This window comes from Oenococcus sicerae, assembly GCF_004102045.2.
GTDB classification, from domain to species: domain Bacteria; phylum Bacillota; class Bacilli; order Lactobacillales; family Lactobacillaceae; genus Oenococcus; species Oenococcus sicerae.
On record NZ_CP029684.2, the window covers coordinates 315,769 to 339,240 of the forward strand.

Sequence of the window (23,472 nt, forward strand, 5' to 3'; positions counted from 1 at the left end):
TCTTTAAATATCCACTGGCTCAAAAAAGGATTGACATTCAATATTGATTCTTTTTGACCAACTGTCTCGCTTAATTGCACGGATTGCATGGTTCTCTCATTGCAAATTCGGTAACTCGAATATATTCCACTAGGCCATTCATACAAAACTGATCTGGAGATTTTTTCCTAATTTGTTTGCTATTTCTTCGATAGTTTTAAAAGAAGGATTAACATTACCGTTTTCAATCCTTGCAATTGTCGATTGCGGTTTGCCCAATCGCGCAGCTAGTTCTCTTTGACTAAGCCCCTCTTGTTCTCTTAAATTTCTTATTTTAATAGCAAGATCTAACTTTTGGCTCTCTTTTGAGAGGGCTTGCTTGAATCCTGGATCTTTGCTCTCTCTTTCTGCAATATAGTCATCAATCGTACCAATAATTCTTTTTTGCATGTCTATTCTCCTTTGTAAAATCAGTTAATGATTGTTTTCCATAAATCTATCCCTTCTTTGCCTACCTTTCTCTAATTCTTTCAAGGGCGTTTTATTGCTTTTCTTTTTAAAACCGTGCGTGATCACGTACTGGCTTTTCTCTAAATGAAAGTAGATGCCTCTCAAATACTCTTTACCAATTCTTGTACGAATTTCATACAAATTGTCCTCTAGTTTAGCTGCCCATTGCATTTTAAAGGCCTCTTGCAAACCAACTTCCTGAATCTTTTCAATCACAGAAACTAGTTTAATTCTTTCCTTTTTGGGCAGAGAATCTTAATGATAGCATATAAGCTATCATTAAGTATGAAAAGTATTTGAGGAGGCAAAAATAGTTCATGTCCACACCAGGAATATCAAAATACAGTGATTCTTCTTTTAATGAAAGAACTGCAATCGGAATTTTAGAAGACCTGCTAGAATCAAAAACAAGGCATCAAAACGTTTTTTAAGCAGAATGACCGGACTCCTGATTATGATGGAACTTTCGAATTATTCACCCCTGACCGAAAATCCTCAAAACAGTTCATTGTGCAAATTAAAAAGACTTCCAATCTTAAGCCAGGGGAACAAGGAAAAAATAGAGATAAATATCTATATGATTTAGAAACAAATTTCCTTTATTACGCGAAAGAGAGAGTAAACGAAAGTCCAGCTATTTATTTTGTCGTAAATATTGTAATGAATAAAGTTTTTTGGTTGTACCTTTCCGATGACAAACTAATGGAACTCAATTTCGAAGGCAAAGGAAAAGTTCGGTATGTCTTTTCTCAGAATGAAATACTATCCGAGACGCCCGGCAATTTAATCACTTGTAAAACGATCTCCGGTAGGAATCGATCTTCTTCGTGCATGATTTTCTCCATATCGAAAGCACCAGGTTTCGAATACATGCAAAGACCCTGCAAAAAACACTCGCACGATCTGACGCATTCACATGCACAGAATGTTAATCAAGTATGCTCTTATACCAAATTTCGCCATTAACAAATCTGTTGTCATCTATGAAATCAATTTTTAGATTCTTGGATGAACTCAATCTTAGTTTACGTTGATAACATTCTGTGTAATCACGCTGGCTTTTCGGTGTTGTACCAGCACTGTGCTGAAAAATATACACCACTTTATCTTTATCTTCTATCAAACTTCTAAAAAGCCCATTAATATGGCCATCATCGCCATTGAATCCAAACCCGATGACTTCAATCTCATCACAATCCTTCAAGTTATCATACAAATCAACATATCGTCTTAACATAGATATTGAGGTTAGTGGCTTGGTTCCGCTTTGAGTAAACATAAGCGGAACAAGGATTCCTTCATAATCATCTTTTTTGGATGCCGGCACAATTGTATTTTTATATGGATCATAAAAATCATCAACGCTACCATTCAATTTGTATATTGTTGATCTCTGCTTCAAAATGTCAGAAATCAAATTATTATAGTTCGTGGTACCAACTGCCTTAATATCACATTTCTCCGCTATGTCATTTGTATCTTGATAAAACCCAGATTGGGTTTTTATTTCTTCAACGTCACCTAATTGAGAAATAATATAGCGTCGGACGGAATACAGAAAAATCGAAATTCTGGTAAATTTAGCCCATTCGGAACTCGGTTTATACAGATAGCGAAAATGGCTGTCTATCAAGGATTGGTAATCTAAATTCTGGGCATACAAATTAGAAAGTATATCTTTCGCTAACTTATTAAAAATAGTCATCGTAGTATCGGTGGTTTTCACTGTTTCTTCATCATTCTCATCTAAAACTATGGCCAAGCCATTTTGACCCGTTGCCGAATAATTAAGACTGAACGGATTTGCTAAATTGTCAAAAATCTCAATCTTGGGTGGCGTTTTCTTGAATAACTGTTGATTTAAATCAGATACTAGGTCTTCGCCCAAAGAACCAATAAGGAACTCTAAAAAACACGTCGAAATAATTGATATTCTATTGGTTTCTTTGGGAAACATCTCGATTAGCTTTAAAAAAGCCGAAAAATACTCAGAACTAAAAATGCTCGAATGTTTAGCGAATTTATCATTTAATACTGCTACTTGGGAATAGAGTTTTTCGCCAAAACCTAGACCCGTTTTTTTAATAAATGATTGCTGTACATCTTGTTCCCCAATATCCCAGTTTGCCAGCATATGAGATACATTACTATCAAAATTATCAAAAAAACTTAAAATAGCATTTCTTCTATTTTCTAAACTAGAAGAAATAATATCCTCAAAATTGCCCTTTCCAAAAACAAACAGGCGCTTATCTTTGAAATCCGCAGGAAGCCAATTACTAGTAGCAATTTGAGACTGCAGATCAATTTTGTTAATCATTTTGGAAAAATAATCTTTATCCTCTTGTTTTGGCATTTTAAATATATCAAGAGCAAATTTTCCACCAGATGGTAAACCATATCCCATTTCGGCTCCAGCTCCAAAAAAGAGACCAATTTTCTTTTTATTTGTCATTTATTTTCCCTCGATGTCCCGTTTAAATTTGGATTCCAATTGGTAACAAGATTTATCGCAACTGCGGTAAAAAGAAATATAATCGCATCTACGTTAGATACTAAAAAGCGTGTGCTTACATAAGCGGCTGTGAGATACATACTTCTGATTCATGATGATGCAAGAGAAAATTAAGCTTCAGCGGCAACCATCTGCTGTGCATCATAGTCTATTAAAATATCAGGATTAATTTTTTCGATATCTAGAACAAAAATTGTAGGCAAAACAAAGTCGCTGTCCCTTTGCTTTGTCAGCGTAATATCCCATGGCTTAGCAGAAAAGTACCAGATTAAAAAATTTATATCAGATCCGATAAGTGATTTCATCAAGCGTTTATCAATAATCGGGATATGCGGTTGTCCCGAAATTTGGCTTCCTCGCTCTAGGTTACCAACGATTTTCTGCTTTGTTTGTAAGTACATCGTAGAGCTGTCTTCAACCATAAAGACAGTTTTAAAACCAGGATGATTCTTCAGGTAATTATTTTTGATACTTTGGTTATGCTTTCGGATCACCCGCTGAAAGTTATGACAATATCTAACATAGGAATGATGTTGAGAGGTTGACAAGACACTGGTATCTGGTCGAATAAATATTTGTTCAACATTCGGATTTTTTTTCAAAATCCCAGTTGCTTCTAATCTTTTTCTGGCTTCAGCTTCCGCCTGGCGTTCTGGATTTTTTGTACCAGCTTTGACGGCATTATCATCTACTTCCATCACATCAATCATCAGTTTCAATTCGTTATTATAAAAATCAGGCAGTTGATGTCCGCTTCCATTAGCTGATGAATCAATCCAATGCACATCACTCTTAACGCATTCGATAATCTCAACTGCTTCTTTTGTTAACGGGCAAATAGCTGAATCCTCTACTAATTGGACCGCTTTGAATGCAAATTTTTCTGGTGACATTTTCTTCATTTAACCTCCAGAATTTCAAATAAAAAATGTAATTGCATTATCCTGAAGCACTTAAGATTATTATTATGCGAAAGTTCTAACCACTAAATTCCTCATGGCCAGCATTCACTGATTAATAAGTCCGTAAATCTCCGAGATTGTCAACCTTGGTGCCATCTCGTTCAGTTTTAATGAATTTTTCCCCATTAATTGTTTCCACTATCACCTGTTCGCCTACATGCCATTTGCCGCCAAGAAAATAAATGGTAGCAAAGGTCTGCCTTAGATTGGCATTTTCGATATAAAAGACAACTTCGTCTTTTGAAAACGAATGCTGCTCTCCGTCCACTGTCTCGCCTAAATCTTTTTGAGCGTGAACTTCAGCAATGTGCCTCCGGTAGGGTTCATCTTCATAATGTACTTCATAAATCAAATAATCCGCCAATTTCGCCATCAAACTATCTTCTTTCGTTTTTTGCTGAATTCACATCTGAAATTAATCTCAAATTCAGTTAGATAGAAGCTACTACATTTAATAGCAAAAATAAAGAGAAAAAACCATTTTTTATATAAGAAAACAACGATAACGTATTCCGAAAAAGGTTTTTCTTTAATATCCTCATAGCTTATAGATCTCACTTGCATCGTCCGCTACTTTTCGGCGCAAACAAAACCACCAGTTTCAGCTGGTGGTTATCAATTACTCCACAGACACAACCACATTCTCCGCTTCGATAATCTGCTGGTCATCGGCCTGCAGCGTCTCGGAGAAAACCTTGATCAGCCTCTTGCCCATAGGACGGAAAGTCAGAAAAGTCAGGCCGCCGGAGGCGATGCCGCCAATAATCGGAACAGCCTTCGTGACCAAGCTGGAAGCTGTCTTTTTAGTAACCTGCAGACCGATTGCAGCACCGATTTTTTTCATCAGCGGGTACCAAAAGGTCTTCGTTAAAGTGGCCTGCAGCATTTTTTTACCGGCAGTCTCGCCCAACCCTCTAGATACAAGCATCAGGCCCGAATTGGCTGTGGCAACCCCAAGCATGGCACCTAAATACAACATCACTTCTCGTTCGCCCGCTTCAGTCAAAGCACCATCTTCATTAAAAATGCTCGGCCGGCCAAACACATAAGCCACTTCTTGAGCCATACGGACAGCAAAAGCAAAATATTGCAGGATGTCGGCTGTTGCAGTGCCAGCCATCATCACAGGGTTAGACGGCAGCCCCGCAGCAAAAGAAAAAACCGTACTTTTCTCCGTGTCGTTTAACACGACGCGATTAGCGATCTTAATCAGATCCTTAGTTTTATACAGGCTCTGTGGACCCTGATCCACAAGTTGCGCCAGCTCAGCGCCCTTCAAATGATTAAAAGTCTTCGCCAGAAAGGCCATCTGATCTACCTTGACTCCCGGTAATTTAATCGTTTTTGACACAATCTCCGGCAGGAACTGATCCTCTTCTTCGTCCATGATGCTCTCCATAATTTATTAACTTAAAAAGAAGTATATAACGAAAACCACTCATTGCCGCATAGAAAGGCTCCTTTTTACTTTGTGTGGCATATGACGTACAATTAAAAAAGAAAGGAATAATGATCATGACCAATATAACAGCTAATGCAAGAATTGATACTCGAATTGATCCAATAATTAAGAAAAAAGCCGAAAAACAGCTGACTCAACACGGTTTGACTATGTCTGAATTCATGCGGATAGTTGTCACGACCGTCGCTAATGAGGGCTTACCAGAGTATTACGGTTTTCCTAATGATCAGGTTGTTAAATCATTAGCCGAAGTCACTGACGATCTTGCAGGAACTAAAAAATTAAAGAGCGCGACCAGTAAACAAGAGTTGGAGCGGCTGCTAAGTGAGTAAGGTAACGCCGACTTCTCAGTTTAAGCATCAATATAAAATCGTAAAGAAAAATCCCAGATGGCGGTCAATTTTTAATGGCAAGCTACCTTTTGGTACAGAGGAACGGCCGCCATGGGACTACATAATTGATTGTTTTTTAACAGATAAGACTATCCCGGAATATTTCTATGTGCACTCATTAAATTTACCTAATAAAGTGACACAACAGCTTAAAAAGCGCCTGCCAGGACAAGATGTCAGGTTTAAAATTCTAGAATTACATTTTGATGGCCATAATGGCGATCATCTATTGGTGTACGCGCAGATAGCGGATCAAGTTTATCTAGTCTCGATTGGCACACATAGTGATTTATTTTAGCTTGGCTTATTAGACAACAGCGCTACATAGGAACTTATATGGGAGGGACCATAGCCATGTTAAAATCAAAAAACACTTTTTATTCATTACTGGCTGCCATTATTTTGTCAGTCATCAGCCTGAGCGTTTATTTAAGTAATGGAAAATCATTTAGCGCCTGGTTCACCGTCACTAATAATGCAAACGGCTCCAGCATTAATTTCGGTTCCTCGTTTTTATTCTTGTTTTTAATTGCTAGTCTAGCAGCCTGGATTAATTTCGGAATTAGTTATTTGAAAAACAGAAAAGGCTGATTGATCCTTAGTAAAACAAATACCCCGATGCCTAGTGTGAATATATCGAGGGTATTATAAGTTTCAGACCCTATCAATTGCATTTCTGAAGTCTTCGAGATTTTGAGATGTCTCAAGCGAGAGTTAATAAACCCACGTTATCAATCTATTGTGTCTAAAGCAATTGAATCATTTGACAAGATAGTCTTGTCTTCTTTGTTTCTGACATCAAAGACCGATTTGATAAAGCTTTGTTTGTCGTTTTTGGGAGAATTCTTCTCCAGCAGCATAGAAAGTTGAGTGACGTTCACAAATTTATCATAGTTATCCGTCATGCCATATTTGTAATAAACTTTTACACCTCCAGAGACTGTCCTGTATTCTCGTATCATATCGTTGAGGACCCTATAAGCATTTTCTGTGTTCATATGAAAATCAACATACGTTTTGATGATCGAAGGTGCATCTGGAAAATGTACTGGATCTGCTTTGTACAGAAACCTTGACATGCTGTAGATATTTGCAAAACTATATGTACTTCTGTCATATAGATTTACATCTTGCTCATCATATATGCTGTTGAGAAATTTCTGAAATTCCGTTTTGAGGAAATCTAATTTGTTGTTTAGATCAAGATCTCGATCACTGTATCCAGGAAATGCGTTTTGTAAATCATTAATTAGTTCATAAACTAAAGACAGATATTTGGGATCACGTAGACAATATTCAACCATAATCTGTTTAAAATCAGGTAGATCTAGGAGCTGACATATCTCTCCGGTTGTTCTGGCGATTGCATTTTTAAACAAAAAATCTGCGGGCAAATATCTTGTTGGCAACAAATAAAAATCTAAAAATTTACGAATCAAGATCGATGCATCTTCTGATTTCAAGTCCCCAACTACAAAATTTAAGCCTGTTAATAAATCTTTTTGAAATACCAAAGGTTTGTTAGGCAATTGCTGAAAACTTGATTTTAAATCGCTTGATTGGTCAGTATTCGAAACCAGAAGCTTGGCAAAGTCCATAACCTCAATCATGGGATCACTATTCGTACCCAAATAAGCATTGAAAAAATTAGCACTCATCATTCTCTTATTTCTCATAATATCCGGACGTGGATTTGGCCCAAGAGAACTATATGTATATTCGCGCTGCAATCCCGTTTGGCCATCCCTAAAAACCGCTGCATTAGAAAAACAAGTCGCTAATAAATCTAGGTATTTTCCGTGATCTGGGACTTTAAAAAAATCATCGAAAAAAATCTGATACTTTTCTTGATTCTTTTTTTCATCTGTCACATAGAAACTGATGTCTTGATTCAAATCTGAAGAAATAAAAAAGTGCCGTTGCTGATATATCTGTTCATAAACCGAGAAATCTTGAAATTTAATAATTTCAGCGACTAAATAATCGGGAAAGAAAAGTCTTTTCTCAGTCTTGAAGTATGAGGCTATCGAAGAATTGATGAACCTTTTAAACTCTCGTAAATCAAAATTATTAGCCAGAAAAGAGATAATTTCCACCGTTTCAGTATTCTTAGTATTAAGAGATATACCGTTTGCAAGGGCAATATTAGCTAGAGCTGATGTGTAAATGCCAGCGAGATATTCCTTCGATCTGATTGGCATTGAAATTTTTTTCTGCACGATTTTATTTAGATACCCAGGATTGATCCCAATGTTTTTCAGGGAGTGCTCCAACTGTTCTTTATCATACAAGAGAACAACTAGCAACCGTTTTAAGTTCAAAACATTGTTAACCAAGTTGAGAATCAGGAATACATTCTCAGCTTCAATGCGGTCCAGATTATCAATAACCAAGAGTACCTTTTTGTTGTCTCTCTCAAGGACTGTATCGATATCCTCAAAATAAGCATTTAGTTCCGAACTCCGATCTCGACTATTCGAAAATAAATTGTCCAACAAGCCATTACCCTTATTGCCAAACATCAATGATAAAGCAAGGTTTGTAACGGCCTTTATTTGCCGAGAAGACAAACGTAAACTGCCTTGACCAAAGATTTTTCTAAAAAGATCATCTACTAAAGAGACCTGGTCTTTGTAGATCCAAGGTTCAAAATCATCAATGATAATGACCTGATTCTTGTCAAGACCAGTTATTGCATTCTTTACCAAAGTGCTTTTGCCTGATCCCCAAGGTCCTTCGATTCCGATCACAAAGCGATCAGGAGAATCGTAATAATTGATCGTCGATTGAAGGTCTTGAATGAGAGAATTCCTAGAAAGCAAATCATAATCAACTTCCGTCTCTTTAACTAAGAAAGGTTTTGTAAGATCATATTTGCCATTTGCAGGATAACAGATATCCTTCAAATCAAGCAACTGCGTTTCCGATTGTGCCCTTGGCCTTTCATAGATCAGGCGATTACGAAAAAACACAAAAGCAGCGTATAACACCACAATCAAAGCAATGAGAGAAATATCAATAATCAACGCGATATGCAAAATCAGCAAAATGAGAACATCTAAGATAACAGAACAGGCAACTATAAAAGCAGTTTGGTCAATCTGATTAAGAAATGGTGATTTGATTCTTCGGATAGGTTGCCATTTAAAAAACAATAAGAGAAGTAAAACTATTATTAACATAAACGAAATAAATCCAAATCTCTTATCCTGAAATAACGCCACAAGCCCAAAATAGGCAGCGACACAAATCGCAGAGAAGATCACTGAACAAACCAGTTGGTCTACAGTAGGAAATTTTTTACGGAAATCAGTCCAATATTTCTTGTACCCATTAATTAGTCCCTTTATCTTTGTCTTGCTTCCCACAATAAAATCAGTCCCATCGTATTTTTGACCAGCATATCATCATGCCTACCAATCTCCCAAATTATAGTTTATAAAAGCTCAAATTGAGATATTGACGATTAATATTTAAAGCTAAACTAGGATAATCAGTTTCCTCAATTTGAAATTGGCAGACCCCTAGGTGAGTTTGAAATTTTGGAAAAATACTTATCTCTTAATGTTTTCCTCAGATTTGCATCAAGTTGGATTCTGGCGAATGCTTTTTCGATAAATGGAGACTCAAGTTCTTTGTCAGCAATCCCCCGAGAAACTTCACCTTTCAAATTACATATTTTTAACGCCTCAGGGTAGTCTTGCTTCTCTAATATCTCCGCAATCTGAATTTCCAGCCGTTTACGTTCTTTTTCCAGATCCTCACGCGTGGACGAATAAATTTCTTCTAAATTACCCTTAATCTCATCAATATCTTTTATATGAGGCAATCTTTTGTGTCCTAAGTAATAGTTGGTTTGATCGACTGTGATATTCAAAATAATTTGCTTTTGCTTTTCGTCTATTGTTTTGAAAAATTTATCTTTGAATGTCGAGAGACGGCCTATCTCATTAAATTGCTGTAAAACATTTTTAACTATTTCATCATTTAAAAAAAACATCTCAATTTCATTGAAGGGCAATACGAATATTTTTTTGTCTTCAAGAGATTTAATATCGTCAGCGTCTCTGCCATCTCCGTCCACTATACCCACTGCTGCTATATTTAGACTAGAACCAATCGCATTGACTGCTTTTGTATACTCAATCACTTGGTCATGGCCATCTACAGGTATCACGGTTTTATCTTCTATAAATAATTGAGAATATAGTTTTTGGTCCAAACTGCCAACTTTGCCTTCACAAAAAAGAATATCTTTACTGCTTCCCACTAATGAGACCAACAGATCAGTTGGAATACCATTTTGATCAGTTATCTCTTGAAGATCCCAACGATCAGGAGCAGAAAAACTCTTAATCCATACAATTGAAGCCTTATTTCGCGAAGCAATAAAATCTTTATTATGTGAAATAAAAATGAACTGGCAATCGTCACGTTGGTCAACTATTAAATCCCACAATTTATTGTAAACAGCAGGGTTCATATAGGTTTCTGGTTCGTCAACGACGATAAAACTATCTTTAGGAGCTGTGATTACACTAGCAAGATAATATAGAACGGCTTTCTCGCCATCGCTTAAAGTGTTAACAGAATACTCTTCACCCGTATTACGCTTTTGAACACTCAAAACTCTAGAAGTTCCGTCTGCAACCAACTCTAAATTTGGAAACAGATTATTCCAAATAACTTGGACTTCACTTAAATAATCTTGTGGCATCTCGCTGGAACGTTCCTTTGCCAAAAGTCCATCTACATGGCTATTAACAAGTGAAATAATCGCTGTAGTAAATCTGATAATCAAATTTCGAGATACATCATAAACAACATTTTCCTTATTGCCCCCATCAAATCCCTGACGATTTTTTGCCAATTTCAGTATGTCCATTTGTTCAGATAAGACCAAGTCTTCAATTTTTTTGCTTTGATTATTTTGTACTTCGTTATAATATAAAAATTTTTGGGCAGGCAGCACAATCAGATTGCTTAAATAAGAATTTTTCAAAAAACTTGCAAATGTTGATTTTCCGCTACCATTCGGACCACAAATAACAATATTTCTATCCTGCTGCGAGAAGTCGAATAGATATTTGATAATTGCTAAATCATTCAGAACTTTTTCGATCCGATCAAGGACATTTTTGTTGATAATTTCTTCTTTTGGAAAATTTTCCGAAACATCGTGTATTTCTTTTTTTAAACGATCCACGGATTAAACAATATTGGAATTTTTAAATTCATCCGCTGACAAAATCAAAATCTTAGAAATATCCTGTTTCCGTAATTCGGTCAAAAAAGCATTGCCATCGTTTTCAAGGGAATCAAGATAATCGGAATACCTCATATCCTTAGAAATTCGCCTTTCATTCCTAACGTGCTCCAAAAAATCCGTAATCTCTTTTTCTCCAAAAACAGTCATGGCTATCCTTTTTGCAAATTTATTGTCAGCACCAAACGTATCCATAGTACTGCAGAAACACTCATGGTGGATTCCTTGGTAATATTTTCATCTAACTTCTGGTCTAGAATTAGGTTTCGATCCTTATACATCATCACGCCGGCAAAATCTATAAATTTAGGAACGTCCAATTGTCTTCAAAGAAATTAGAATGGTTGAATGAGCCAGCATCAGCACATGCAGATTTCTTTTTTCAGATGCACCAACAGGCTCATTAATTAAATGAAGAGAATCTGAACGTTTCACAGCAAACCAAAGAGCTGGCAGTAATTCTCAGCCCATTTTTCTTGCTGCCGTCTTAGCTCTTCATTGTCAGTAGCTTCCGGAGTTAATGAGTAAGCAACTAAATGGTGACTTTTCAAGTAAAAATGCCCATTAACACCATCACCGTTAATCATGAATGATTTATCTCCCAGAGCAGAATTAGCAGACACGATAATGACTTCGTTCCCCTCCTCTAGACTATGTGGGTTCACTAATCTATATGCTTGAAGTGCATTCATTATGTAGGGTTTTGTTTCCACTAAAGCGATTGCATTGTCCCCAAAAAAATTTCGATCCTTGTCACAACAAGGAAAATGCCTAACGATGTCTTTTTCCTCCACCATTCCTTTCGCAACGGTCACGTCTTTCTTCAACACCACATAGTAATAGCGCACACTGTCAACAAAAGTTTCCGGTCCATTTGTTGGTAAAAGACGAATAGTTTCGTAAGCTGCTGGCATAACCCATCGAGGCAAACTTTTAAGTCGTTGATCTATCATTTGATTGCGTCTTGTTGATTCATCGAGGAAAAGAGCAATGAAGGTACTTAACATGATACCGACCCCAGTTATTAAACTTCCATAATTCTTAGACCCCTTTATGTCCATTCCCAAAGCGACAATAAGCACTAATTCTAAAATTAAAAACGACGATATCACAAAAACTTCGATCACAAGTAATCGATCATTGAACCACTTAATTAGTTTTTTAAATTTTTCATTAGCAAAGCTGATAATACTCAGAACTACAAATGCGCCGATTATCAGATAAGAAATACTAAATCGAAAATTTCTGAAGTCTGGAAATAGCAGCGTAAAAACTAAAGTAACCAAAAACAAAAAAGAAAAAATGAGACCATTTCTCTTATTATTGCCATCCTGCATTATGCAAACATTATAGAACAAACTGCAAATAGAAATTCACAATTTTTAAATAGCCCAGAAACCTCTTTCTTTTATTTCAGTACACCATACACCATATAGAGTCATCTGAGAGGCCCTCCATCATCACCGGCATTTGTCCAGCTTTTAAAACTCCTAAAATAGCCTCATTACGAATGTCTTTCAGATCAGTGAAAGTTGAAGATATGAAAAACTTGAATACTTTGCTCATATTAACTTCTTAACACCTAGCTCGCCTAAAAATATGTTTGTAATCAAAAAGCAGAATTACAATGTACCAGAAAAGTTAAAGCTAAAGGAACGAGAGAAGCTACGTAATAAATTTAAAAAAACAATCAACCATGATTTTTTAGTCTGTTAGCAATTAAAAATTTGAAAATAGGCAAGTGGATCAAAACACTTGCAAATAGATACTGATATTTATACTCCGAATATAACAACGCACGTAGATCCTGATGAAGATGGGCTTTACATTTCAGAAACTTGATAATGTTCCAACTAGTCTTAAAAAAATTAGGTTCAACAATGATCCCATAGTCCCTCTGGAGTATGGCGGAAATCACTATTCTAGTTCCTATCATCTCCGATCGATAATTCAACATCGTGTTTTGTCCAGTGATTTTTTTTTGGGAGCCCACCTGTTTTTGAAAATAAACTTTCTTATGCAAGAGATTTTCAATCCAAAAAATATGATCTTCATTAAATTCGAGAGAATCAAGAAAATAGACTATATGCCTATTTCGAAATACCACAGAGGCGATTTCAAAAATGTTTGTGTTAATTAAATCGTGCACATTGATTTGATCTGTATATGGAATAGATATTTTGGTTTTGTTATCTCTCTGGCATATTAAAGACTCGTCTGCGAAAGCAAAATAACTAGGATTATTATCTAAAAAATTTGTTGCTCGTGATACATGCCCCTTGATAAATTCATCATCAGAATCAAGAAAATTAATAAATTCCCCTCCCGCAATGTGCAACCCTGAATTCCTAGCTCGGCTCCTCCCTGGTTCCGAAAAAATAATTTTTAGTCTGCTGTCATTACTAAACTGATTGATAATTGTTTCTGTATTATCTGTCGAACCATTCAGCACAACAATTACTTCATCATTTGCTTGTATTTCATCAAAAACAGACTTCAACGTAGAGAAAATTGTTCCCTCATTATTTCTTGTAGGAATGATTATAGAAGTTCTGATATAAAGGGTCATATTCTCCCTCGTATTAACAGCACTCTAAGCACTAAATCTTGTGCTAAAGAGCCAACAGTGAACTTTCGTGAAAAAAACAAATGCACTCTAGAAAAAAAGTTCCGTCTCGAACGGATGATCTCTTCTGCCAATTTACGTTCGGATAAATGTAAAAAAGGATTTAATTCCACCAAAATGAGTTTGGCAATCATGGAATTGTACCCTGAATTTTTACGGATTCTTTTTCTAAGCTCAGTCGCTTTACCAATTATATGAATCATTTTTGAAATTTTAGAACTCTCTCCTTTGAATCCAGATGCGTTTGCGTCATGTTGCCGATATCTAGTTAAGGACTCATTAAGAAAAAAAATCTTTCCACAGGCAATCGCGACAGATGCGATCCAATTATCGTGCCCTAAAAATGCTACATGATCTATGTTGTTGGTTACCAAAATATTCAATAATCCCTTGTTAAAAACGAATGTCATGCCATATAAGGGTCGAAAATTTGTATCTAAAAAGTTATTTAGTTTGTGTTCATATGGATATAGTGCACCAGCATCACCATGACCCTCAATAAAAACCCGAGCGTTGCTGACGAGCAAAATGGGTTCTTTTCCATTGATTTGTGAACAACTATGTTTTAGTTTTTTTGAAAACCAAATATCATCTTGATCTGAAAAAGCTATAAAATCAAAATCGCGTACCTCGGGAAAATTGATTAGATGCAGAAAACTTTTTTGGTATCCAATATTTTTGCCCAAAAATAACTCAATCTGCTGTGGATATTGATCAAGATAGGTTTTTATAATTTTTACCGTTTGATCAGTTGACCCATCATCTCTGATAAACAGTTTAACTTGTACCTCGTCCTGAGACAGAATGCTATCAATCTGCTCATTCAAAAATTGCTCGCCATTATAAGTTGACATTAAAACCGCTACTTTATACATGAATACGCTCCTTATGAATAATGCATGACCCATAATCTATGAAAATCAAAACTAAAGAAAACATCCATACCCTGCCGGTATCAAGCGGCGAGAGAGAGATAGAAGATAATAATAGGTATGCTAAGGAAATCAACACAACTTGTTTGTGTTTTGACAATACGCAAGCAATCACCAAAATTATTAGAAGCCAGCCAACGAAAATAATACCGAGGCACCCCAATATACTTAAAGTACCAAGCACTCCAATATCTGTATACCATAAATGTCCACCGGCAGCATCGACTCCAGGTACCCCATGTAACAACCACCAATATCTATCACTATTTGGAAAACCAATACCAAACCACCTATTATAAAAAATGTGATTTGAAAAATAGTTAACAGATGATGCCCGAGCAATGTAGCTCGCTGCCCTATCACCGTTCAAATTAGTGAAACCCAAAGATAGGAAGAAACGATAAATTCCAAGAGTTAACAAAAAAATAAATATTGGAACGAAGATCTTCAAAATTTTTTCTCTTTTTAAATTGATAATTTGGAATAAAACTGAAACAGCGCATACAATAATGCAAATTAACAAATACATTCGGCCCTTGCTAAGAAATGCATGAAACACTAAACCAAACAAAATGAGTAAATAATCTGAAAAAACCCATTTTTTTTGGAGCAAAAAAGGCTTTATTGACACACAATAAACCATAAAAGTGACAAATTCTGTACCCTCAGTAAATCTTCCCAAAGCATAAATATTAGAAAGAGCTACAGGCGTATAGAAAAATAAAACACGCCCTGTTTCAAAAAAAACAAAACCTCCTAATATCTGGACACCAATATAAAATAAACAAAATTTTTTGGCAACTTGATAAAACCACTCTATATTATCTCTACCAGACAAGAAAGGATGCAAAGAGAAATAACCAATTAAAATAAAAAAACCATAATAGTCTGAAAGAGTATGATAAATAGTTTGACTATAAATATCTGAAGAAGCAATTGTAATGGCAGCCACAGATATAAACAGAAATATAATTGGTAAACTAAATAGCCATTGGCCATGAGATGTTTTATCAAAAATACGCGTCCGTTGAATAGGACCGTCAGTGCTTTTAAAAAGCAAGGGAAACAGAAAGGGAATAATTAAAAAAATCATTTCTGCTTTCTTTGAAAATTCAGAATTAAAACTTGTTAAAATCGAATTAAGTCCAGGAATGAGATCAAAAAAATAAGTTTGCAAAATCAACAGAATTAGGATGACGAATTTATACAGTTGCTTTTTTTTAATCATGGATTCTCCTAAGATAACTCACACATATTTTGGCGAAATAACCGTATTCTTCCGTTCGGAAAAAAATCAAAAAGCATACAACCGTTGGAACAAAAAATGCGATTGTGGTATACAATAGAAAATCGTCAAGTCCTTTGTACACAAATGTAGATTTACACAAATACAAAATTATGAATTGAAAAAGTACCCCAATAACATCTCTGATCGTAGAGGAAAGAATGGCTTTTAGTTTAATTCCAAGGCCGTACTTCAAAACAATATAAGGTTCATACCAGACAACAAAAACCACAACCGAAAACGTTGTACCCAAGAGTATTCCAAAGATACCCAAATGGAAAAAAAAAGCTAATCCAAATGACATTGCTAAATTCAAGGCCGATTCAATAATTGATTTCCACCGTTGATTCCATGCTAATCCATATGCATCTATAAATGTTAATGGTGTCTTTCTATAAACATCTAAAAATAGATTAAAAGAAATTAAAAAAATAATTGCGTCGCTTAGGAGGAATTTTTTTCCAAGCCACGCTGCAATGAAGGGATTAATTAACATGAACAAGCCGCTGAAAATATACAGAGCAATCACAACATTCACAAAGTGAATTTTTTTGAAGATTTGAAAATCGCTTTTACTTTTATCCAATTTTAATAAACCAATCGTTGATGTAAGCCCTGAAAAAAGCCTGCTGACCAAGGACTGGAGAGTAGCCACAATCAGTGAATAATTTGAATATAATCCAACTTGTACAATGCCAACAAACATCGATATTAAAATATTGTCTGTGCTATAAGCTGTAATTGTGCCAACCTTGTTAGAAAAATTACCAATTGTCAATTTTTTGATTGAAGATACAGTTCGAGGATCTAAGTGATAATTAGATATCTGTTTATTTATGTAAGGATATTCTTTGTCTACTTGAAATGAAATAGCAATATTTGAAATAACAGTAAAGAAAACACTCACCGCAGCATAGGCAATAAAACTTTTTAGCAAAAACAAAGTTAGCATCTGGCACAGAGACGAAAGAGTGTTAAATACCAGTAAGTTAAGCTGATTTTTATAATTCTTTTGATCTGCATCTAGTAATGATCTCTTGTATGTGAAAAAGTATCCTGAAACTGAATTTAACAAAAAGAAAAAGTAAACTATCCGGATTTCCAGCATCGTTGTGGGCTGACCTTGAATCTGCTGGTTCACAAAAGGAAATATAGCCACACCCAGAATCAATACTGAAATTCCGATAATTTGGTAGATTTTTTTGAATAGGTGCATAAGCCTAATAATTAAAATCTCATCTCGAGATTGAAGTGGGGCATACAAAGAGTAAATGATTGCTGTTCCAATACCAAGCTCTGCTAAAGACAAAGTTCCTAGAACATTCGTGAAAAGACCATTGTATCCAAGAAAGGTTGATCCCAAAAAATGGATAAAAAAAGTGCGATTTAGAAATTGTAATACGGTGTTTAGGGCCACAACAAGAACACCAGAGAAGGTATTTAAAAAAATGGCCTTAAAACCAAATGAAACGGGTTTAGTATTACGCTCTGGCCTTGTATCTCTTTTATCCAGCATCTGTGCCTCCCTTTGTTGCCATTCTTATATCCTTTCTAATTAGTCTTTTGCCATTGCCACACATAACGCACACATGTATTTATTTTTTTCATAAAATTTGAAAACTTAACTTTAGCAAAGAATAATACTTTTTCGTGCCGCATGTTCGAATATAGCAACTCACACAATATTAAATTTAACAGTTCTAAATCGCTCTTGTCTCATTAAATCAGGGGACAAATATATCTCTAGTATTCCATTTCCAAATATCAAGGATCTTAAAGCCATAGCTGCGCTTCCTCTTGACTGTTCTCATGATTATCATATATAACAATTAGAGAAAATGTTTTAGCCATTATTTTGTGCCTTTCTAGCAACTTCAATTAATACATTTTCGAACTTTTGAGCACTTGATTTAAATGTCAAACTCTGAACCAACTTTGCACCATTAGTAGCAATCCGAATACGCTTGCTATTGTCATTAAATAAACTAATAATGCTATCTGCTAGTCCTTGATAATCTTCTACATCATTTAATAAAGCGGTTTGATTTTCAATACCAAAGTCATCCACGCCACCGTTCCTAGTCGAAACTAAAGCAGCCCCACTCGCCATGGCTTCAGTGGCCACTAATCCCCATCCTTCCAAAATACTAGTAAACAAAAATATGGAAGATTGATTGTAAATCCGTTCCCTGAGGGTTTTGATATTAGCTTTCTGAATATAGTAAATATAGGTAGGCAAGTTCTCAGGCGGTTCAAAATTACCAAAAAAAATCACTTTTAGATCTGGAAACGACGCATGTACTATTTCCAAGGCCTTCAGGCCGGTTCTGGTATCTTTATATTTATTAGGATGGTTGATCAAACTAACCACGTGTCCACGCATTGCAATAGGATTTATAATATAAAAATCACTTTTCCGCACATAATTTTTCACCAATACAACATGTGATTCAATTTTTTTTACCAGATTCAACAACCAAGTTGCAACAACAATTTTTTGAATTGGAAGCCGCCAGGCAGCTCGGACAATACGTTCTTCGCTATATACTTTTTCATCATGCTGAATCAAATATACCAAGCGATCGGCATTTACTTTTTTTTCAAAAAGTTCCAAGGCAATCCCGTAATCGCAAGCAAGTATGACATCTTGGTGATCAAACATTCTACGTTTAGTAGAGTAACATGTTTTAAGCAGCACACGTTTGTCCAAGGAAAGCCAAGTGATTGTCAATTGCTGCTTTGCACGCCTGACAAAATCTAAAAAATGGCCCAAGTGCTTCAAAATATTAAGCTTTCGAAGTTTATAAAAAGTATCCGCTTCAAAAATAATTTCCACTTCATGCCCACGAGATACCAAATAATTGGCGTAGTCGTATACAATTTTTCTGCCACCCGAAGCAGTGTTGTCGTGGAATCGCATTACGATTGAAATTTTCATCAGTTTTCCTGCCCGAACAAATCCAAAAATCGTTGAGTAGACTTAGCCATATTAGTTAATTGAAATTTTTGCTGTTTAGCAGCACTTTGAAAAGACGACTTAGTAGCAGTATTTTGATGATGCAATACTTTAATAGTCGGATCGTATTTAGAAACCATACCTTGAGCTCTTATATGTTTGTCTAGGATTTCGGTTTCAAAATAGAAAAAAGTACCTTCATCGAAAGGGCTGGCTACCTTAATAAAGAAATCTTTAGAAAATATAAGTAACGAACCGTGCAGGATTACATTCGTCTGAACGCTATCTGATTGAACAACTTTTCCTTGTCTATGTTGTAGCACGAAACGGCGCAAGATCTTTATCCTCTTTAAATTTGCTCGTAATTTAAATATAAGAGTAGGTTGATTTATTAATCGTACTGACCTCTGATGGATTTGTACAACTTCCTGATTCGAATATGCTTTATTTCTTTTTGGGTTTTGGTGAATGCCAGTCTCCGGCACAAAGACATCTGGGCCCATCACGTCAAATCTTTGTTTTTCAAAAGATGCTTGAACAAGTTGGATGAAATTTTTTTGTGAAAATTCAATATCATTATTCGCAAGTACAATAAAATCAGGTTTTAGTTTCAAAGCTTCAATATAGCCAATATCATTGCCCCTAGCAAAACCCACATTCGACTGATTCAAAATAACGTTCACACGACGATTAGTAGCAAAATATTCATCAAGTTTTTGACCAGAGCCATTTGGGGAGGCATTGTCAACGATTATAATCCTCTTATCGCCTGTAATGTCGTTCAAAATATGATTAACCTCTTGGAGAGTGGACTTATAGGACATGTAATGTAAAATAACCCAAACAAACATTCAATTTCGCCTCCCTTCTTTTATTTCAATTGATGTGTCTTTTTAACCCGTGGAACTTCCAAAGCATAGTTCTCACCGTAAATTTGTTTTAAATAATCATCCCAACGAGCCGGAACTCTAAAAGTTGTATCCTCAAATGGCAGAAAAGTACCCCTGCCCCAGATTTCGCTTGGAAATATCTCTTTGTCAAACGACGATCCAGTTATGGTACCAATCCATTTGGATTGGTTTCCCATACGCGATGAATAGATTTTATCCAAGACATCATAAGTCCAATTCTGGGAATACATTTTTTCAACATGCAATTTGTTCAGTAAGGATATTATTTTTTTTCGCATTCCTTTGTGCTGGGAAATTGTATCTTTATAATTTGCAGTATGGACAGCACCCAACAAGCGAAAAAACATTACTTCATATTTAAAAAAGAATCGTCCAAAAGATGAAGCTGGAACACCATCAAGAGGCAATATGTCAATAATCGTAAATCCTAAATGATTGTTTGATTTCAGTCCTAACTTATCTTGATATGTTGGCTTTAATAAAACTCTTGGAAAATATGAATGAATTTCATCCCCATTAAGATAACTAGCCATCCAATATTTATCAGACCATTCTGAAGAAAGCAGTGTGATTAATCTCGAATAATCTTTACGAGGCACAGCTATATCTGTATCATCATCCCAGGGAACAAAGCCTTGATATTTGACCGCTCCCATCACTGACCCACCTCTTAAAAAAAAGTGTATATCATTTGCTGTAGCAATTTCTTTCACTTCTTTCAGGGCTTCTAATTCAATTTTTTGAATTTTTAAAATATTCTTATCTTTTGAAAATGTCATACCACATCACTCTCATCAGTAATACCGTGTTCTTCTAAATAACCAAAGATAGTCCCTTTAGAACTCATATCTTTGTAAGTAATTTTTTGAATCGGATAACTAGCGAACGCTTCATCAATTACCGCTAAGTTATTGTCATCTCTCAACCTATACATCAATAATAATGGCAAACTGTTTGGAATTTTGGGCATGTTCTTCAAAATACTGGGATTTTTTTCTAATATCAGATGCCAAAAAATATGAAAAAGATAGTAATCCTGAAGATGATTATGTGTTCGCCAATAACTCAAAAGCATTTCATATAGTCTCGAGATCGTCGGCTCACCTTTTTTCGCGATAATCAACCAGCTAGATAGCCACACAGCATTCCCGGATTGTCCAGGTCTCAAATTTTGATAAAAAAACAGTTCTTGATTTAATAAATATGTATAATTTTTCGGTAAATGGTGAACCATTACAGTGGCATCTATCCAAATGCCGCCATATCTGCTTAATAAGTACGCTCGAATAATGTCCGAAAAATGCGCGTTAGGAATTCGCCCATCCTTCCATTTGCTCAAAATATAGACAGGCAAGTTCACATATTTGCCTAAATTCTCGTGATCGATTACAACAACTTCGTAATCTTTAAAAGCATGTTTGATAGAAGATAGTGCTTTGCGCACGATTTGAGGTGCCTGTTCCTCTCCTTGAACCCAGCATGTCCATACGATTTTTGTGCTTGAAGATGGAATGCTAGAACTGGTTAATTCCTGCTGGAGAATGTTTGCATACTTTTTAGCATACCTCCCTTTGATCTTATTTCTCTTACCCATTTGAACAAGCTCTAAACTGGTTTTGCTAAAGCCATTGAGTGCCACCGAAAAAGCAGTATAGAAAAAGGTATGAGAAAATAAAAGGTCCTTGAGAAAACCAATACCCTTGCTTTTTAATTGTTGTTTTAAATCAAACTGTTGTTTCATTAATACGTTCTCTGGTGAACAGTTCCTCATATTTAGCAATAATATACTCCCAAGTAAATTCGTCAGCCACGCGCTTGCGGGCTGCTTTCGTGTAAGCAGCGACGCGTTTGGCATCATAGGTCTCAGTCTCGTTGATTTGAGCGGCTAAGCTGCCTTGAGCTTTAGTCCAATACATGGCTCCCTCTTGAGCAACAGCTTGATTAAAGGGTACATCAATCAGCATATTTAATCGCGTCATTGACAAAGCCTCCAGTAAGCTGGGATTCGTCCCGCCAACTTCATGACCATGGAAATAGGCGAAAGCCGATTCTCGAATATATTTCAGCAGTTCCTGATCATAGACGGTGCCGACAAATTTGACTCGCGGATCCTGATCAAAATGCGTCTGGGCTTTTAGCTGCTCGTAAAATTTATTCTCTTCGACATTCGTAATCAGGACAAAGTCCTTCTTAGTATCGCTGGCAATAAATTCGCGAATCATCGTCTCGTAATTGTTCTCCGGCACAAAGCGGCCGACGACAAGAAAATAATTATTCTCGGTGATATTTTTTTCAGCGAACCAGTCACGAACTTTAATATCTTTGCTTGTAAGTTTGGACTTTTGTACATCGGTCCCATAAGCAATATAAGTCGTATTGGGATGGAAATCCGCATACTCCTTATTTATGTATTTCTCAATCTCAGGGTTGTCAGCAATCACAAGATCAGCCGCCTGTACCATTTTCTTTTCTGAATATTTCCAGTATTTGCGAACAGGCTTGGGCCATTTGGCTCTCGCCCATTCGTGACCATCTGGATTCAGATAGAATTTGCCACCCAGAGCATGAATTTCTTTAGCAAAGTGCTTGGCAAAAGGCCCGATACGATTGGCTAGGACATAAAAAATAGGATGCTGATCCTTATTTTGTCTGCTAATCCGAATAGCTTCTTTCAGAGCTTTATAATCATAAGCAATTGCTTGAGCCGAGCCGATTTGTGGGACTTTAATCGAGAAGACGTCAGCGCCATTGTAATCAAAGTGCTGATTTTTAGCCGCCAGCTCGCCATTATCCCAGCGAGAAGCAACATGATACTTGATTTTTGTGTTCTTTTGACCAGCGGTCAGTTTATCGACAAAAGTCTCAAAACCACCATAATTGGCTGGAATTCCCTTTGATCCGACGATATAAACATGCTGTATCTCTGTATCTGCCAATTAATAAGCCCCCGAAACTAACACAAAACATCCCAATTTAAATACTTACAAACTCTTTATCAATATTGAATATAACACCATCAGGCAGATTGTTCTAAAATCAAAACCGATTTTAATAAAAACCGATCCCAAATAATGAGAACGGTAAAAATAATTGGCGCCATAATGTCAAAATATGACAACACTTACATTATAAGTGAAAATTAAGTGCCACAACAAAAATTAGTTAATCGTATATTGGCCGATTTGCTCCCCATGTTTCTTTTCGCCATTTTGCACTTGAAAATCAACATGAACATCTTCAGATTTAACAAAAATAATCAGCACTTCGGGTGATAAATCTGCCTCTTTGATTTGGGCAATGTCCATCGTGCCGATTGGAGATTGAGCGATGATCGCATCGCCTTTTTTCACTTTTAAATCAAAGGGCTTGCCAAACAATTCAACTGTATCAATGCCTAAATGTAATAAGATATCAGCACCATCTGTAGTATGAATGGTCAATGCATGTTTTGTATCTGCGACCATTGTAATCGTCCCGCTAACCGGAGCGAAAATTTTGTCAGAAGACGGCATAACAAGAAAACCATCCCCCATTGTTTTCTGTGCAAAGATTGGATCCGATGCATGCGTGAGACTTTGTACCTCACCGTCAACGGGTACGAAAATTTTGCCTTCGGTATCCGTGACCCTATCCTTATTCTTATTTTTCAAAAAATTAAACATATTTCACCTCCGAC

Annotated in this window: 25 protein-coding genes; 3 read left to right on the forward strand and 22 right to left on the reverse strand. The window is 36.0% G+C overall.

Translation table 11 applies throughout. The features are described 5' to 3' along the window. Positions 1–138: 138 nt before the first annotated feature. From DLJ48_RS01630 to DLJ48_RS01660, 7 genes are all read right to left on the reverse strand, one after another. Entirely contained in the window at positions 139–429 is a 291-nt protein-coding gene (locus tag DLJ48_RS01630) for a helix-turn-helix domain-containing protein (RefSeq protein WP_338043469.1), read from the reverse strand. Positions 430–453: 24 nt separating this feature from the next. Further along, positions 454–738 carry a type II toxin-antitoxin system RelE/ParE family toxin gene (locus DLJ48_RS01635; RefSeq protein WP_128685325.1) on the reverse strand — a complete coding sequence of 95 codons (285 nt, stop codon included), beginning with the start codon at positions 736–738 and terminating at the stop codon, positions 454–456. 500 nt (positions 739–1,238) lie between these two features. Beyond that, on the reverse strand, positions 1,239–1,361 hold the full coding sequence (locus DLJ48_RS08635; protein ID WP_274597003.1) for a hypothetical protein: 123 nt from the start codon (positions 1,359–1,361) through the stop codon (positions 1,239–1,241). Positions 1,362–1,417: 56 nt separating this feature from the next. Further along, positions 1,418–2,944 carry a hypothetical protein gene (locus tag DLJ48_RS01645; RefSeq protein ID WP_128685327.1) on the reverse strand — a complete coding sequence of 509 codons (1,527 nt, stop codon included), beginning with the start codon at positions 2,942–2,944 and terminating at the stop codon, positions 1,418–1,420. Positions 2,945–3,114: 170 nt separating this feature from the next. Then, entirely contained in the window at positions 3,115–3,906 is a 792-nt protein-coding gene (locus DLJ48_RS01650; RefSeq protein ID WP_128685329.1) for a hypothetical protein, read from the reverse strand. 112 nt (positions 3,907–4,018) lie between these two features. After that, positions 4,019–4,339 (reverse strand): DUF3892 domain-containing protein, encoded by a 321-nt coding sequence (locus tag DLJ48_RS01655; protein WP_128685331.1) that lies wholly within the window; start codon positions 4,337–4,339, stop codon positions 4,019–4,021. Positions 4,340–4,585: 246 nt separating this feature from the next. Beyond that, positions 4,586–5,317 carry a hypothetical protein gene (locus DLJ48_RS01660; protein WP_243148627.1) on the reverse strand — a complete coding sequence of 244 codons (732 nt, stop codon included), beginning with the start codon at positions 5,315–5,317 and terminating at the stop codon, positions 4,586–4,588. 164 nt (positions 5,318–5,481) lie between these two features. On the opposite strand from DLJ48_RS01660, the gene DLJ48_RS01665 reads away from it, so the two are divergent. Genes DLJ48_RS01665 through DLJ48_RS01675 form a run of 3 tightly spaced genes read left to right on the forward strand, consistent with a single transcriptional unit; the run spans position 5,482 to position 6,411 of the window. Continuing rightward, the gene (locus DLJ48_RS01665) at positions 5,482–5,760 is read left to right on the forward strand and encodes a type II toxin-antitoxin system RelB/DinJ family antitoxin (protein ID WP_128685332.1); all 279 of its coding nucleotides are present in this window, start codon (positions 5,482–5,484) and stop codon (positions 5,758–5,760) included. Next, a complete protein-coding gene (locus DLJ48_RS01670; RefSeq protein ID WP_128685333.1) occupies positions 5,753–6,118 on the forward strand; it encodes a type II toxin-antitoxin system RelE/ParE family toxin in 366 nt (121 codons plus the stop codon). The genes DLJ48_RS01665 and DLJ48_RS01670 overlap by 8 nt, the downstream gene beginning before the upstream one ends. A 56-nt stretch (positions 6,119–6,174) precedes the next feature. Next, entirely contained in the window at positions 6,175–6,411 is a 237-nt protein-coding gene (locus tag DLJ48_RS01675; protein ID WP_128685334.1) for a hypothetical protein, read from the forward strand. 140 nt (positions 6,412–6,551) lie between these two features. Here the strand turns inward: DLJ48_RS01675 and DLJ48_RS01680 are convergent, their stop codons facing one another. The 15 genes from DLJ48_RS01680 to DLJ48_RS01745 all read right to left on the reverse strand — a co-directional run bounded on the left by DLJ48_RS01680 (position 6,552) and on the right by DLJ48_RS01745 (position 23,458). Then, positions 6,552–8,867 carry a KAP family P-loop NTPase fold protein gene (locus tag DLJ48_RS01680; protein WP_161566092.1) on the reverse strand — a complete coding sequence of 772 codons (2,316 nt, stop codon included), beginning with the start codon at positions 8,865–8,867 and terminating at the stop codon, positions 6,552–6,554. A 455-nt stretch (positions 8,868–9,322) separates the two neighbouring features. Beyond that, the gene (locus DLJ48_RS01685; protein WP_243148628.1) at positions 9,323–11,026 is read right to left on the reverse strand and encodes an AAA family ATPase; all 1,704 of its coding nucleotides are present in this window, start codon (positions 11,024–11,026) and stop codon (positions 9,323–9,325) included. Between the two features lie 3 nt (positions 11,027–11,029). Further along, positions 11,030–11,236 (reverse strand): hypothetical protein, encoded by a 207-nt coding sequence (locus tag DLJ48_RS08545; RefSeq protein WP_243148630.1) that lies wholly within the window; start codon positions 11,234–11,236, stop codon positions 11,030–11,032. 281 nt (positions 11,237–11,517) lie between these two features. Continuing rightward, a complete protein-coding gene (locus tag DLJ48_RS01690) occupies positions 11,518–12,423 on the reverse strand; it encodes a hypothetical protein (RefSeq protein WP_128685338.1) in 906 nt (301 codons plus the stop codon). A gap of 76 nt (positions 12,424–12,499) precedes the next feature. Beyond that, positions 12,500–12,652 (reverse strand): DUF4062 domain-containing protein, encoded by a 153-nt coding sequence (locus tag DLJ48_RS08675; RefSeq protein ID WP_128685340.1) that lies wholly within the window; start codon positions 12,650–12,652, stop codon positions 12,500–12,502. Between the two features lie 124 nt (positions 12,653–12,776). After that, positions 12,777–13,655, reverse strand: coding sequence for a glycosyltransferase family 2 protein (locus DLJ48_RS01700; RefSeq protein WP_128685342.1), 879 nt, complete (start codon positions 13,653–13,655; stop codon positions 12,777–12,779). Beyond that, on the reverse strand, positions 13,652–14,539 hold the full coding sequence (locus DLJ48_RS01705; RefSeq protein ID WP_161566093.1) for a glycosyltransferase: 888 nt from the start codon (positions 14,537–14,539) through the stop codon (positions 13,652–13,654). Before DLJ48_RS01705 ends, DLJ48_RS01700 begins: the two co-directional genes overlap by 4 nt. 40 nt (positions 14,540–14,579) lie before the next feature. Beyond that, a complete protein-coding gene (locus tag DLJ48_RS01710) occupies positions 14,580–15,872 on the reverse strand; it encodes a hypothetical protein (protein WP_128685346.1) in 1,293 nt (430 codons plus the stop codon). Then, positions 15,865–17,445 carry a lipopolysaccharide biosynthesis protein gene (locus DLJ48_RS01715; RefSeq protein ID WP_128685348.1) on the reverse strand — a complete coding sequence of 527 codons (1,581 nt, stop codon included), beginning with the start codon at positions 17,443–17,445 and terminating at the stop codon, positions 15,865–15,867. Before DLJ48_RS01715 ends, DLJ48_RS01710 begins: the two co-directional genes overlap by 8 nt. A gap of 327 nt (positions 17,446–17,772) precedes the next feature. Continuing rightward, positions 17,773–18,867 (reverse strand): glycosyltransferase family 4 protein, encoded by a 1,095-nt coding sequence (locus DLJ48_RS01720; RefSeq protein ID WP_128685350.1) that lies wholly within the window; start codon positions 18,865–18,867, stop codon positions 17,773–17,775. Beyond that, positions 18,867–19,736, reverse strand: coding sequence for a glycosyltransferase (locus DLJ48_RS01725; protein WP_128685352.1), 870 nt, complete (start codon positions 19,734–19,736; stop codon positions 18,867–18,869). Before DLJ48_RS01725 ends, DLJ48_RS01720 begins: the two co-directional genes overlap by 1 nt. Positions 19,737–19,756: 20 nt before the next feature. Continuing rightward, the gene (locus DLJ48_RS01730; RefSeq protein WP_128685354.1) at positions 19,757–20,575 is read right to left on the reverse strand and encodes a LicD family protein; all 819 of its coding nucleotides are present in this window, start codon (positions 20,573–20,575) and stop codon (positions 19,757–19,759) included. Beyond that, entirely contained in the window at positions 20,572–21,537 is a 966-nt protein-coding gene (locus DLJ48_RS01735) for a capsular polysaccharide synthesis protein (protein WP_161566094.1), read from the reverse strand. The genes DLJ48_RS01730 and DLJ48_RS01735 overlap by 4 nt, the downstream gene beginning before the upstream one ends. Then, positions 21,521–22,732, reverse strand: coding sequence for a beta 1-4 rhamnosyltransferase Cps2T (gene cps2T, locus DLJ48_RS01740; RefSeq protein WP_128685358.1), 1,212 nt, complete (start codon positions 22,730–22,732; stop codon positions 21,521–21,523). Before cps2T ends, DLJ48_RS01735 begins: the two co-directional genes overlap by 17 nt. Positions 22,733–22,954: 222 nt before the next feature. Beyond that, positions 22,955–23,458, reverse strand: a complete 504-nt coding sequence (locus tag DLJ48_RS01745; RefSeq protein ID WP_128685359.1) for a PTS sugar transporter subunit IIA — start codon at positions 23,456–23,458, stop codon at positions 22,955–22,957. Positions 23,459–23,472 lie beyond the last annotated feature (14 nt).